Genomic DNA, 12,004 nt, shown 5'->3' with positions numbered 1-12,004 from the left:
AGTTGAGTCATGGGTATTCAAGGTATCGATTTATCGCTGATCTGGGGCGTGATCATCGCCTTCGGCGTGATGATGTACGTGATCATGGACGGCTTCGACCTGGGATTGGGCATTCTGTTTCCGCTGATCCCGGATGCGCAGGAGCGCGATGTGATGATGAACACCGTGGCACCGGTCTGGGACGGCAACGAGACCTGGCTGGTGCTGGGTGGCGCGGCGCTGTACGGCGCGTTCCCGCTGGCCTATTCGGTGATCCTGGAGGCGCTGTACCTGCCGTTGATCCTGATGTTGTGCGGCTTGATCTTCCGTGGCGTGGCGTTCGAGTTTCGCTTCAAGGCCAGCCCTGAAAAGCGTCATGTCTGGGACATGGCGTTCATCGGCGGTTCGCTGCTGGCGACCTTCTCCCAGGGAGTGGTGATCGGCACTTACATTGCCGGCATCCCGGTGGTCGACCGCCAGTTCGCCGGTGGCTCGCTGGACTGGCTGGCACCCTTTCCGTTGTTCTGCGGAGTCGGCCTGATCGTCGCCTATGCGCTGCTCGGCAGCACCTGGTTGCTGGTCAAGACCGAAGGCATGCTTGAGTCGCGCATGCGCCTGTTCACCCGGCCCCTGGCCTGGCTGCTGTTGGCGGTGATCGGCGTGATCTGTGTCTGGACACCGATCCTGCACCCGGACATCGCCACGCGCTGGTTTGCCCATGCGCACCTGGCGGTGTTCGCAGGCCTGGCGGTGCTGGCCTTGCTGGCGATGTTCGGCTTGCTCAAGACCCTGCGCCAACGCCACACCCATTGGCCGTTCGCCTTCACCCTGATGCTGGTGTTCCTCGGTTACATCGGCCTGGCGTTCAGTATCTGGCCGAACATCGTGCCGCCGTCGATCAGCCTGTGGGCCGCGGCGTCACCACCGACCAGCCAGTTGTTCATCCTGATCGGCGCGCTGTTCATCCTGCCGATCATCCTGATGTACACGGTCTGGAGCTACTACGTGTTCCGCGGCAAAGTGAGGATTGGCGATGGCTACCATTGATTCCCGTGAACCGGCACCGGCGCCTTGGTACAAGCGCCTTGGGTGGCTGGTTTTGATCTGGCTGGGCAGTGTGGTTGCGTTGGGGGTGGTGGCGGGGGCGTTGCGGATGTTGATGCAGGCGGCCGGGATGAGTAGTCACTGAGGTTCACTGTGGAAAAAGAATCCCGGAGCCCCATGACAGGGCTTCGGGTTTTTTGCTGGACAGGCTGTGTGATTTTCTCCGATACGGACTTGACTCTTTAGTACCTTTCAATGGCTCTCAATGAAGTAGGCTGAAACCCTGAGTGCGATCAGGGAACAAAACAAAACGAACAAAATAATCACCGGAAATATCAAAAGATTTTTGTAGTGCCTTGGAAGGTTTTTCACTTCTTTGGCATCAACAACGCCTCTTCGAGCGCTGAGAGCGGGCATCATCAATACCATGGCAATAACGCCGCCGCGCATGACCTTGCCGATCAGGCCGCCCGCTGAAAATGCGTCTCTGGTGGTTCTTATAAAAGAGCAATTGGGTAGACGTTCTTCGATTGCGTCAACGTACTTGTGTGCGATGAAGGCGACAGCGAAACAAGTCAGTATCATCGGCGCCAGGATCAATCCGGCAATCAGACCTATCGGGATATTTGTCATTTTATCACCCTCGCAAAATCTGACGATGAGCGGATATGACAGGTATTTTTTGTGACGGTTCCGCAGGGGTGGAAAATTTGGATCCAACCTGCTAGCCGTGGGAGATGATCCAGTACAGGTACGTTCTTTACCTGATGGCGGATAAAACGCTGCTCATCATCGCTGTCATCGAATTCACGCTCGATACCGTACAACTTGAAAATCCCACAACAGGGGGCTGTAGGCGATCAGGGATCAATATGATTTTGCATAAAGTGCCCAGGTGCCCGTTTTACGACCGGTGAATAAACAGGTTGCGGAAGCTTTAGGTTGTTTTAGCGGAATACAGCGAACGGTTACTCCAAGCTCTCCGATGGCGTTTTCAACTTTTTTGTCATCGCTGAAAGGGGCAAGAACAAAGGCGTTAAGTTTTGCGTTCTGTTTAAAGCGCGTTTTGAATTCGTCCAGGGTAGTGACCATTGTGGTGTTGTCGGACAATTTCTTCTGTGCTACCTCCAACATGTCTTTTTGAAGGGTCGCTAGTATTTTCGAGATATTTTTAACGAAACTTTCAGTATCAAGTTTTAGAAGAGTTTTGCAGTTGTTTCTACAGGAGTAAGACACCACATTTTGCTCCAGTTCCTTAATGCCAATCTCGACCCGGACAGGGACGCCACGCTTGATGTGGAACCACTTTTTTTCTCCGCCGTTCATGTCCCGCCAATCGATGCTGGCCCTTAGGTTTTGCCCCTTCAGTTTTTTCCGGGAAAGCTGTTTTTGCAGTTTTTTGCAGTAGGCATGAATGGCATCTGCATTTTGTTCGTCGCGGACGATCGGAACAATGATCACCTGGGTCGGCGCCACGAGGGGCGGGAGGACAAGCCCGTCATCGTCTCCATGGGCCATTATCATCGCGCCGATCAATCGCGTGGATACTCCCCAGGACGTGGTCCATGCCAGTTCCTTTATCCCTTCTTTGTTCACGAAGCGGATGTCTGAACTTTGTGCGAAGTTCTGGCCTAGAAAATGAGAAGTACCTGCTTGCAGGGCCTTGCCGTCTTGCATCATTGCTTCAATGGTATAGGTGCTGACGGCGCCCGGAAAACGCTCCCAAGAGCACTTTTCGCCCTTGATTACCGGTATGGCCAAGTGCTCGGTAGTAAAGCGCTCGTAGATATCCAGCATCTTTAGCGTTTCGTCCAAGGCCTCATCATGAGTTGCGTGAACGGTGTGACCTTCTTGCCATAGGAACTCCGATGAGCGAAGGAAAATCCGAGGACGCATTTCCCAGCGCATTACGTTCGCCCATTGATTGATAAGGAGCGGCAGATCCCGATAGCTTTGTACCCATCGTGAAAAGGATGCTCCGATGACCGTTTCACTGGTGGGCCTGATGATCAACGGTTCTTCTAGTGTTCCTGCGGGAGTAAGGGTTCCATCCGTTGATTTTTCGAGACGGTGATGGGTTACAACCGCGCACTCTTTGGCAAAGCCTTCAACATGCTCGGCTTCTTTTTGAAGAAAGGATAACGGAATCAATAGTGGAAAATAGGCGTTTGAATATCCTGTGTCTTTGATTTTCTGATCAAGTTCTCGTTGAATCTGCTCCCATATGCCATATCCCCAAGGACGGATAACCATGCAACCTCGAACTGGAGAGTTCTCAGCCATTTCCGACTGGATAATCACTTGTTGATACCAATCAGAAAAGTTGTCATTTCTTGTAGGTGATATTGCGTTTTTCATAGAGCCCTGACTTTGAGGTCGAAATTTGCTATTCGAAATGGTGTCGTAGGGGCTAGGTATATTTATTGCGCTTTGAAATTTCAAGATTTCATGTGTGGTTTTTCATATTTCAGAAATTTCCTTCAGAAGGATCTTTCATTTTGTGAAGTTACTCCGCTCTTCGAAGTGTTCATTGACCACAAAGAACCCCCAATGCAATCGCATTGGGGGCTATGGCACTCACTGCGCCCCAAACATCGCCGTCCAGTAAATCCCCGCATCGCTCTTCGGATCGGTCGCGTAAGCTGCGCCCAGTTCGCGGAACTGCGGGTTCATCAGGTTGGCGCAGTGGCCGGGGCTGGACAGCCAGCCTTCGACCACTTTGTGTGCGGTGTCTTGCCCGGCGGCGATGTTTTCGCCGATCTGCTGGAAGTCGTAGCCGGCCAGTTCCGCGCGGTCGCCCGGGGTGCGGCCGTCGCGGTCCTTGTGGTCGAAGTAGTTGTTGTTGGCCATGGAGCGCGAGTTGCTTTCGGCGGCGCTGGCCAGTGTGGCGTTCCAGGTCAGCGCTGGTGCGGCGGCGAAGGATTGCGTGCCGCACTGGCGTGGGCGGGTGCGTGCGGCGTTGAGTTCGGTGAGCAGCTTCTGGCCTTCGGTCTGCGCGTCGCCCAGGCTTGCGCTCAACAATGGCCGAGCGACCACGATGCGCCATTGCCGGTCCTGACGGAAGACGCCGACATCGACGAATTGCGGGTCGAGGACGATCTGGCAAAAACTCTCCTGGATCGCCTTCATCGCCGCGGCTGCATCGCGAGGTCCGGACAGGCTGATGGCCTGCACGTTCTTCATCGGATAACCGGCAGCGGCCATGGCCTGCTGCAGATCACCGATGCTCGGGGCGGTGAGCACCAGGCGCGGGTCGGCCGACAGCGGCGGCAGCTCCGATGACACCTGGCCGGCACAGCGTTGCAGTTGGCTGCGGTAGAGGTTGATCGATTCGATCAATTGCGCTTCGTCCGCCGCCATGGCGTTGGCGGCACATACCAGGCCCAGTGACAAACCGGCCAGGCGCATTGCGGATGAGATGAATCCCATGAAAATCCCCCTTGAGCAGATGGCGCTCATGAAGCGCGAAGTTGGCCCATTTAAGACAACGGATTTATCCAGAGTGTAGTGGGGTGGGCGAAATCATTTCACTACTAGACTGAATCGAACCACTCACCGAGTAACACCAACCATGCGCCTCGACTGGATCGCCACCTGCCTTGCCCTCACGCTGCTCGCCGGCCCGGTATCGGCTACGGATCAAGAGCAAAAACAGGAATCGGCCGAGAACAAGGCCGAGGTGCTGGAACAGAAGGCCGCCGAGAATAAAAAGCCCGCAACGGAACCCAAGGTCGAAGCCATTACCCCGTCCGAGGTCCAGGCCGTTGATCCGGCGGGTGCCGCGCCGTTGGACGATGCGATCACGTGCCTGGCCCGCTCCATTTACTGGGAAGCCAAGGGCAAGGACGCTGCCGACATGGAGGCGGTGGCCAATGTGGTCATGAATCGCCTGGGCCACGAGGGCTTTCCGGACACGGTGTGCAAGGTGGTCAAGCAGGGATCGGAGACCAAGAGTTGTCAGTTCTCCTGGTGGTGTGACGGCAAATCCGATTCGGTCCAGGAAGAGGTGCCGTATGCGATGGCCAAGGAAATCGCGCGCAAGGCCCTGAACAAAGAGCTGCCGGATCGCACCCAGGGTGCCTTGTATTTCCATGACCGTACGGTCAAGCCGGATTGGGCCAGGAAATACATCAAGACCGTGGATATCGGCTTGTTCCGCTTTTACAAACCCCATGACGGATCGGCCAGATAGCAGCGGTGATTTCGGCCAAATATTTTATTTTTTTGAGGCCGTGCGAGGTGCTATCGAAACTGAAATGTTTCTGTTTTATAAGCTTCATAACGTAACCGTGCGCGAATGACGCGATAAGCAGGAACCACACATGAAGCTGATGAGGGTCTGGATCAGTAATCTCGCGCCGATCACGGCGCTGTCGATGGCGTGCCTCCCATGACCGTCCTGGTCACCGGTGCCGCCGGTTTCATCGGTTTTCATACGGTCCAGCGCTTGTGCCGCGAGGGGCAGGAGGTCGTCGGTATCGACAACCTCAACGACTACTACGACGTGGAACTCAAGCACGCACGCCTCAAGGTGCTGGAGACTTTGCCGGGTTTTCGCTTCCGGAAAATGGACATCGTCGACAAACCGGCCCTGATGGACTTGTTCCGCGACCACGGGTTTACCGAAGTGGTGCACCTGGCGGCGCAAGCCGGGGTGCGATATTCGCTGGACAACCCGGATGTCTATGCCCAGTCGAACCTGGTGGGTTTTCTCAATGTGCTGGAAGCCTGTCGGCACCATCGCCCCGAGCACCTGATCTACGCCTCGAGCAGTTCGGTGTACGGCACCAACAGCAAGATGCCGTTCAGTGTCGAGGACCCTGTCGAACATCCCGTATCGCTGTACGCCGCCAGTAAGCGCGCCAATGAACTGTTGGCCGAAAGTTACTGCCATTTGTATGGCTTGAAAGCCAGTGGCCTGCGCTTTTTTACCGTCTACGGCCCGTGGGGCCGCCCGGACATGGCGCTGTTCAAGTTTACCGACGCCATCCTCAAAGGCCTGCCCATCGACATTTACAACCAGGGCCAGATGTCACGCGACTTTACCTACGTCGACGACATTGTCGAAGGCATCGCCCGACTGCGTCCAAAGCCTCCGGTGCCGGAAGGCGGCGCCGCTGGCGTCAACCGGCTCTTCAACATCGGGCGTGGCAAACCGGTGGCGTTGCTGGATTTCGTCGAGTGCCTGGAGTCGGCCCTGCATCTGCAGGCCCGACGCAACTACCTGCCGATGCAGGCCGGTGATGTGGTCAAGACCTGGGCCGATGTCTCGGCACTGGCCGAATGGGTGGGCTTCAGCCCGCAGGTGACGCTGGAAACCGGCGTCGCAGAATTTGTGCAGTGGTATCGGCAGTTTTACCAGATTTGAAGCGTTCGCCTCTGATCTCGGAAAAATCATAAAGGGCGAGAGAGACTCCATGAGCCAAGACATTTTTGTATCCGTACTGATTCCCGCCAAGAACGAAGCGAACAACCTCAAACCGCTGCTTGAGGAAATCCGCGTGGCGTTGGCCCATGAGTCGTACGAAATCATCGTGGTCGACGATGGCAGCACCGATTCGACCCTGCAGGAACTGCGGCAGATCCGCCACGAAGGCTTGAACACCTTGCGCATCCTCCATCACGAGCGGTCGCTGGGGCAGAGCACGTCGCTGTACCACGCCGCCCGCGAGGCGCGCGGGCAATGGCTGGCGACCCTCGATGGCGACGGCCAGAACGACCCGGCGGACATCCCCGGCATGCTGGCGCTGGTACGCGGCGAACCGGGCAAGGCCGATGTGCAGCTGGTCGCCGGGCACCGGGTCAATCGCCGCGACACCGCGAGCAAACGCTACGCCTCGCGGTTCGCCAACAACCTGCGCCGGCGCCTGCTCAAGGACGCCACCCCGGACACCGGTTGCGGCCTGAAGCTGATCGAGCGCGCGGCGTTCCTGCGCTTGCCGTACTTCGACCACATGCACCGCTTCATTCCGGCGCTGATCCAGCGTCACAACGGGCGCATGATCGTGCACCCGGTCAACCACCGGGCGCGCACGGCCGGGGTGTCGAAATACGGCAACCTCGACCGCGCGCTGGTGGGCATTCTCGATTTGTTCGGTGTCTGGTGGCTGATCAAGCGCACGCGGCTGAATACCATTGCCCAGGAGCTTCAGGGATGATGCTGACCCGTGAAACCCTGTGGCTGGTGGTCGGTTTTGCGGGGCAGATTGCCTTTACCGGGCGGTTTGTCCTGCAGTGGCTGTACAGCGAATACAAAAAGCGCAGCGTGATCCCGACCAGCTTCTGGTACCTGAGCATCGTTGGCAGCTCCTTGCTGCTGGCCTACGCCATCTACCGTCAGGATCCGGTGTTCATTGCCGGGCAGGCCTTCGGCTCCATCGTCTATTTTCGCAACCTGCAATTGATTGCCAAAAGCCGCAGCGTGAAGGAATAAGCCATGCGTAGATCGTTGTCGCCCCGGGTCGAGTGCCTGGGGCTGATGCTGCTTGCCCTGTTGTTGATCGGCGCGGGGCTGGGGCTACGCCAGGCACAGAACGTGGATGAGGAGCGCTTCCTCGGCGTCGCCCTGGAGATGCTGCAAAACGGCTCGTGGTTGATCCCGCACCGTGCCGCCGAGATCTACGGCGACAAACCGCCGATTTTCATGTGGACGGTGGCGTTCTTCACCTGGCTGACCGGCAAGCCCAACATCGCGCTCTACCTGCCGGGACTGTTTTCGGCTGTGACGGTCACGGCGATGGTCTATGACCTGGGCCGCCGCTTGTGGACCCAGCGTATCGGGCGCAACGCCGCGCTGTTGTACCTGGCGACCTATCAGACCTACAGCATCCTGCGCACCGGTCAGATCGACAGTTTTTTGATTCTGTTCACCTCGCTTGGCCTCTACGGCCTGGCACGGCACCTGCTGATCGGCCCGGCGTGGCGCTGGTTTTACGCTGGCTGCGCGGCCATGGGCATTGGCGTGATCACCAAAGGCGTGGGTTTTTTGCCGGCGCTGTTGCTGATCCCTTACGCCTATGCGGTGCGCAAGGACTGGCCCGGTGTGGTGGCCATGCCCGGCGAGGCGCGCAAGTGGTTGCTGGGGTTGGCCGTGATGCTCGCGGCGATTGCGATCTGGCTGTTGCCCCTGGCCTTGTCCATCGCCTTCAATGGCAGCACCGATGAAATTGCCTATGCGCGGGAGATCCTCCTGCACCAGACCGCAGGCCGCTATGCCGCTGCGTGGCATCACCGCGAACCGTTCTGGTACTTCTTTACCAACGTGATTCCGCAGTACTGGCTGCCGTTGGTGCTGGTGCTGCCATGGCTGGTGCCGGCCTGGCGCCGTCAGTTGCAAAAGCGTGACGGCCGGGTCCTCGTGTTGCTCGGTTGGGTGGTGCTGGTGGTGCTGTTTTTCTGTATCAGCACGGGCAAGCGCAAGTTGTACATCTACCCGGCGCTGCCCGGGCTAGTGCTGGTCGCCGCACCGCTGATTCCGTGGCTGCTCAAGCGCGGGTTCAAAAAGCACCCGCGTTTGCGTCGAGTGTTCCCTGCACTGGTGGCAACCTGGTTTGCGCTGTGGTTCGCCCGGGGTTTCATCGAACCGCTCAAGGACGGCACCAACATCGATCAGGTGCTGATGGCGCAGGCGGCGACCATGACCCAGGGCGCCGATCTGGTGCTGGTCAACTGGGAGGAGGGGCACTGGTTGTTCGCCCGTCAACCGATCGTGCATTTCGGCATGGATAATTCGTCCATCGAGAAGGCCGCGCTGTATCTGCGCGAACACCCCAAGGCCTACGCCTTGGTGCCGGATGATGTATTGAGCCAGTGTTTCAAAGCCGAAGCGGCCCGTGAACTGGGCGAAAACTCACGGGCGAACTGGTCGATCGTGGGGGTGGATGCCGACAACGGCAAATGCCAGCCGCCAGAAGCCGGCAAAGCCTATCGGTTCAGCTGGAACGACCCGCACATGCCAATGGTGCCGGCGCAGGTAGCCAATCCCTGAGGGTAAAAAAAGGTCCTTCACTCAACCCCGGGAACCTGTAGGAGCCAGCTTGCTGGCGATGGACTCCAGTGCGCCGCGTTCATCCAATTCCCACGCGTTATCGTTAACGACCATCGCTGGCAGGCCAGCTCCTACAGGGGACCGCGTTCATCCGGTTCGCACGCGTTATCGTTGACGACCATCGCAGGCAAGCCAGCTCCCACAGGGGGCTTCATCGTTCGTCATCTGTCACTGGCTGGCGTCCAGCACCACGCGGTAGCGCGCCTTGCCGCTGCGCAAGTGATCGATGGCCTCGTTGATCCGGCTCATGGGAAACATCTCGACCTGAGGCAGGATCTGATGGCGGGCACAGAACTCCAGCATCATCGCGGTGTTGGCCGGTGAACCGACCGGTGAGGCAGACATGGTTTTTTGCTGGGGAATCAGGTTGAACACGTGCACCGGAATGGCGTCTGGCACAACGCCGACAAAGTGCAGGCGCCCCTTGCCGCGCAGGGTGGCGAGCATGGCGGTCCAGTCGAGGTTGGCGTTGGCGGTGACCAGGAGAAAATCCAGAGTGCCGGCAATGGCGTTGAGCGCATCGGAGTCGGTCGAGGCGACCACCTTGTGTGCGCCCAGGCGCCTGGCTTCGTCCTGCTTGCTCAGCGATGAGGTGAATGCCGTGACTTCGCAGCCCCAGGCGTTGAGAAAGCGCAGCGCCAGGTGACCAAGGCCGCCGATGCCCACCACGCCGACCCGGTCAGTGGGCTTGATGCCGAATTCCACCAGCGGGTTGAACACGGTCGAGCCGGCACAGAACAGCGGCCCGGCCATCGCCGGATCGAGCCCGGCCGGGATCGGCAGGGCCCAAGCCCAGTGCGAGCGGACGCGGTCGGCAAAGCCGCCGTTGCTGCCGATGATGGTCGGTTGCACCGTGCTGCACAGGTTATGCGAGCCTTCGATACAGGACGTGCAATGCATGCAACTGCCCTTGTACCAGCCGATGCCCACCCGTTGCCCCAGTTCCAGGCCACGCACCTGATCGCCCATCCGCACGATACGACCGACCACCTCATGGCCGGGAATGAACGGGTAGCGGCTGATACCCCAGTCGTCGTCGATCAGCGACTGGTCGGAGTGGCAGACGCCGCAATATTCCACGGCGACTTCCACCTCATCGTTGCCCAACGGACCGGGCTCGTAGCTGTAGCGTTCCAGTGGCGCGCCCGCTGTCGTGGCGGCCCAGCCGGTAAAGGTGGTGAGTTCGCTGCTGTCGCTCATGGGATACCTCCAGATCAGAAGTCAGGGGTCGTGGCCGCTCGGGTGCAGCGGCGGAGCGAGGAAAGTGTAGCGGGTTGCCGGCGGTCCATCGGGCGCGTGCCTGGATACTTGAAAATACAAAGGCGCCCGATCTGGACACAATGCCGATACATGAGTGCGGTTTCATGGACCAGGTCCCACGACAACAGAGAGATCCGCCATGTTTCGCAAACTGCAGCAGGTCGCCAGAATGTTCAGCCAGAGCGCCCGATTGATGGTCGGCGTTCCCGAGTACGACAACTACGTGGCACAAATGGCCCGCAACCGTCCGGGTGAGCCAGTGATGAGTTATGAGATGTTTTTCCGCGAACGTCAGGAAGCGCGTTTTGGCCGGGGGAAATGCAATACGCGGTGCTGCTGACCCGAGCGTTACCTCAGAAATCCAGATCGATCACGAAGGCATCATCGAAATCAGGATTTTCATTGATGCCGTTCTTGGCATAGCCCCGAGGGTTGCAGACCACCCGGGTGTTGCCCACCCGATAATCAAAACTGCCATGGGTGTGCCCATGCAGCCACAGTGCCGGCTGCCAGTCTTTGATCCGCGCTTCGAGGTCCGAGACAAAACTCGAGTTGATAGGCGAATCGGCAAAGGTCGGGCTGATGCTCGATCGTGTCGGGGCGAAATGCGAGACCACCACCGTGGGCGTGCTGCTGTCGCGGGCGAAGCAGTCTTCCAGCCAGGCGACCGTCTGCAGAAACACCAGCTGGGAAATGGCCGGTGTGAACAGGTCGGGAAAGTCGGGGGCGATCTTGATGTGGCTGAAGTCACGGATCAGTTGAGTCGCCAGGTTGATACCCAGCGCTCGATCCTCGGGGCTGTCGAGCAGGCGATAGTCAGACCACAAGGTGCAACCGAGAAAACGCACGCCGTCGTGGACGTACTCCGAACGTTCCAGCACGTGGATCTGCGTGCCTTGCGCCAGGCTGTTCAATTGTTCGTAGGTGGAGACCAGGTCACTGCCATAGAACTCGTGATTGCCCGCCACGTACAGCAGCGGAACCGGGCACGCCCTGGCCCACTCGATGGCCTTGGCGGGTCGCGCGATGTCCCCGGCGAGCACGACAATATCGGCCTCCACGGCGGGAAACGGGACCGCGTTGACGGACAGGTGCATGTCGGACAGCAAGGCGATGCGCATGGATCAACTCCGGCGTGTCTTGGAGGGCAGGCCGTTCAAATTACCTGTTGTTAGCCCGCAGTCACAAGCCTGCTGGTCAGCAAAAAAATGGCGGGAACGGATGTACGCCAATGCCGTGCTCACCGCCGATCCATTGTGGGAGCGAGCCTGCTCGCGAAGAGGCCGGCACATCCAACAGAGATGTCGACTGACCCACCGCTTTCGCGAGCAAGCCCGCTCCCACAGTTTTGATCTTCAGTGAACGACAATCCCACGGCTGGCCACAATCCCTGTGGGAGCGGGCTTGCCCGCGCAGAGACCGGCACATCCAACAGAGATGTCGACGGACCCACCGCTTTCGCGAGCAAGCCCGCTCCCACAGTTTTGATCTTCAGTGAACGCCAATCCCACGGCTGGCCACAATCCCTGTGGGAGCGGGCTTGCCCGCGCAGAGACCGGCACATCCAACAGAGATGTCGACGGACCCACCGCTTTCGCGAGCAAGCCCGCTCCCACAGTTTTGATCTTCAGTGAACGCCAATCCCACGGCTGGCCACAATCCCTGTGGGAGCGG

The 12,004-nt window shown here is 58.6% G+C and carries 13 protein-coding genes; 8 read left to right on the top strand and 5 right to left on the bottom strand.

Annotation, left to right across the window (positions count from 1 at the left end; translation table 11 throughout):
* Positions 1-9: 9 nt before the first annotated feature.
* Together cydB and KW846_RS26730 are read left to right on the top strand one after the other, a co-directional pair.
* Complete coding sequence (gene cydB / locus KW846_RS26735; protein WP_015095531.1) at positions 10-1,026, top strand: cytochrome d ubiquinol oxidase subunit II; 1,017 nt, start codon at positions 10-12, stop codon at positions 1,024-1,026.
* Positions 1,013-1,168: a DUF2474 domain-containing protein gene (locus KW846_RS26730; protein WP_008051210.1), complete on the top strand. Its 156-nt coding sequence runs from the start codon at positions 1,013-1,015 to the stop codon at positions 1,166-1,168. Before cydB ends, KW846_RS26730 begins: the two co-directional genes overlap by 14 nt.
* 107 nt (positions 1,169-1,275) lie before the next feature.
* Here the strand turns inward: KW846_RS26730 and KW846_RS26725 are convergent, their stop codons facing one another.
* From KW846_RS26725 to KW846_RS26715, 3 genes are all read right to left on the bottom strand, one after another.
* Positions 1,276-1,656, bottom strand: a complete 381-nt coding sequence (locus tag KW846_RS26725; RefSeq protein WP_218486090.1) for a hypothetical protein — start codon at positions 1,654-1,656, stop codon at positions 1,276-1,278.
* A gap of 234 nt (positions 1,657-1,890) precedes the next feature.
* Positions 1,891-3,381, bottom strand: coding sequence for a proline--tRNA ligase (gene proS, locus KW846_RS26720; protein WP_218486089.1), 1,491 nt, complete (start codon positions 3,379-3,381; stop codon positions 1,891-1,893).
* A 219-nt stretch (positions 3,382-3,600) separates the two neighbouring features.
* A complete protein-coding gene (locus KW846_RS26715; protein ID WP_218486088.1) occupies positions 3,601-4,452 on the bottom strand; it encodes a CAP domain-containing protein in 852 nt (283 codons plus the stop codon).
* A gap of 142 nt (positions 4,453-4,594) precedes the next feature.
* Here KW846_RS26715 and KW846_RS26710 point away from each other — a divergent pair, with 142 nt between their 5' ends.
* From KW846_RS26710 to KW846_RS26690, 5 genes are all read left to right on the top strand, one after another.
* The gene (locus KW846_RS26710; RefSeq protein ID WP_218486087.1) at positions 4,595-5,215 is read left to right on the top strand and encodes a cell wall hydrolase; all 621 of its coding nucleotides are present in this window, start codon (positions 4,595-4,597) and stop codon (positions 5,213-5,215) included.
* A gap of 198 nt (positions 5,216-5,413) precedes the next feature.
* Positions 5,414-6,391, top strand: a complete 978-nt coding sequence (locus tag KW846_RS26705; RefSeq protein ID WP_218486086.1) for an NAD-dependent epimerase — start codon at positions 5,414-5,416, stop codon at positions 6,389-6,391.
* Positions 6,392-6,440: 49 nt separating this feature from the next.
* Positions 6,441-7,181 carry a glycosyltransferase family 2 protein gene (locus KW846_RS26700; protein WP_218486085.1) on the top strand — a complete coding sequence of 247 codons (741 nt, stop codon included), beginning with the start codon at positions 6,441-6,443 and terminating at the stop codon, positions 7,179-7,181.
* The gene (locus KW846_RS26695) at positions 7,178-7,456 is read left to right on the top strand and encodes a lipid-A-disaccharide synthase N-terminal domain-containing protein (protein WP_007976061.1); all 279 of its coding nucleotides are present in this window, start codon (positions 7,178-7,180) and stop codon (positions 7,454-7,456) included. The genes KW846_RS26700 and KW846_RS26695 overlap by 4 nt, the downstream gene beginning before the upstream one ends.
* Before the next feature lie 3 nt (positions 7,457-7,459).
* On the top strand, positions 7,460-9,010 hold the full coding sequence (locus KW846_RS26690) for a glycosyltransferase family 39 protein (RefSeq protein WP_218486084.1): 1,551 nt from the start codon (positions 7,460-7,462) through the stop codon (positions 9,008-9,010).
* A gap of 228 nt (positions 9,011-9,238) precedes the next feature.
* On the opposite strand, the gene KW846_RS26685 is transcribed toward KW846_RS26690, so the two are convergent.
* The gene (locus KW846_RS26685) at positions 9,239-10,270 is read right to left on the bottom strand and encodes an NAD(P)-dependent alcohol dehydrogenase (protein WP_218486083.1); all 1,032 of its coding nucleotides are present in this window, start codon (positions 10,268-10,270) and stop codon (positions 9,239-9,241) included.
* Between the two features lie 199 nt (positions 10,271-10,469).
* On the opposite strand from KW846_RS26685, the gene KW846_RS26680 reads away from it, so the two are divergent.
* Positions 10,470-10,670: a YbdD/YjiX family protein gene (locus tag KW846_RS26680; protein ID WP_007981151.1), complete on the top strand. Its 201-nt coding sequence runs from the start codon at positions 10,470-10,472 to the stop codon at positions 10,668-10,670.
* A gap of 13 nt (positions 10,671-10,683) precedes the next feature.
* Here KW846_RS26680 and KW846_RS26675 read toward each other — a convergent pair whose 3' ends face one another.
* Positions 10,684-11,451, bottom strand: coding sequence for a metallophosphoesterase (locus tag KW846_RS26675; RefSeq protein WP_218486082.1), 768 nt, complete (start codon positions 11,449-11,451; stop codon positions 10,684-10,686).
* Positions 11,452-12,004 lie beyond the last annotated feature (553 nt).

Origin of the sequence: Pseudomonas sp. PDM32, assembly GCF_019219225.1 — a bacterium.
Classification (GTDB): Bacteria; Pseudomonadota; Gammaproteobacteria; order Pseudomonadales; family Pseudomonadaceae; genus Aquipseudomonas; species Aquipseudomonas laurylsulfatiphila.
Note: the sequence above shows the minus strand (reverse complement) of the source record. Positions and strands in the feature narration are given on the sequence as shown.

What these genes read in the sequence shown, in the direction of transcription:
- cydB (WP_015095531.1), top strand. Translation starts at nt 10, where the DNA reads ATGGGTATTCAAGGTATCGATTTATCGCTGATCTGGGGCGTGATCATC.
- KW846_RS26730 (WP_008051210.1), top strand. Translation starts at nt 1,013, where the DNA reads ATGGCTACCATTGATTCCCGTGAACCGGCACCGGCGCCTTGGTACAAG.
- KW846_RS26725 (WP_218486090.1), bottom strand. Translation starts at nt 1,656, where the DNA reads ATGACAAATATCCCGATAGGTCTGATTGCCGGATTGATCCTGGCGCCG.
- proS (WP_218486089.1), bottom strand. Translation starts at nt 3,381, where the DNA reads ATGAAAAACGCAATATCACCTACAAGAAATGACAACTTTTCTGATTGG.
- KW846_RS26715 (WP_218486088.1), bottom strand. Translation starts at nt 4,452, where the DNA reads ATGGGATTCATCTCATCCGCAATGCGCCTGGCCGGTTTGTCACTGGGC.
- KW846_RS26710 (WP_218486087.1), top strand. Translation starts at nt 4,595, where the DNA reads ATGCGCCTCGACTGGATCGCCACCTGCCTTGCCCTCACGCTGCTCGCC.
- KW846_RS26705 (WP_218486086.1), top strand. Translation starts at nt 5,414, where the DNA reads ATGACCGTCCTGGTCACCGGTGCCGCCGGTTTCATCGGTTTTCATACG.
- KW846_RS26700 (WP_218486085.1), top strand. Translation starts at nt 6,441, where the DNA reads ATGAGCCAAGACATTTTTGTATCCGTACTGATTCCCGCCAAGAACGAA.
- KW846_RS26695 (WP_007976061.1), top strand. Translation starts at nt 7,178, where the DNA reads ATGATGCTGACCCGTGAAACCCTGTGGCTGGTGGTCGGTTTTGCGGGG.
- KW846_RS26690 (WP_218486084.1), top strand. Translation starts at nt 7,460, where the DNA reads ATGCGTAGATCGTTGTCGCCCCGGGTCGAGTGCCTGGGGCTGATGCTG.
- KW846_RS26685 (WP_218486083.1), bottom strand. Translation starts at nt 10,270, where the DNA reads ATGAGCGACAGCAGCGAACTCACCACCTTTACCGGCTGGGCCGCCACG.
- KW846_RS26680 (WP_007981151.1), top strand. Translation starts at nt 10,470, where the DNA reads ATGTTTCGCAAACTGCAGCAGGTCGCCAGAATGTTCAGCCAGAGCGCC.
- KW846_RS26675 (WP_218486082.1), bottom strand. Translation starts at nt 11,451, where the DNA reads ATGCGCATCGCCTTGCTGTCCGACATGCACCTGTCCGTCAACGCGGTC.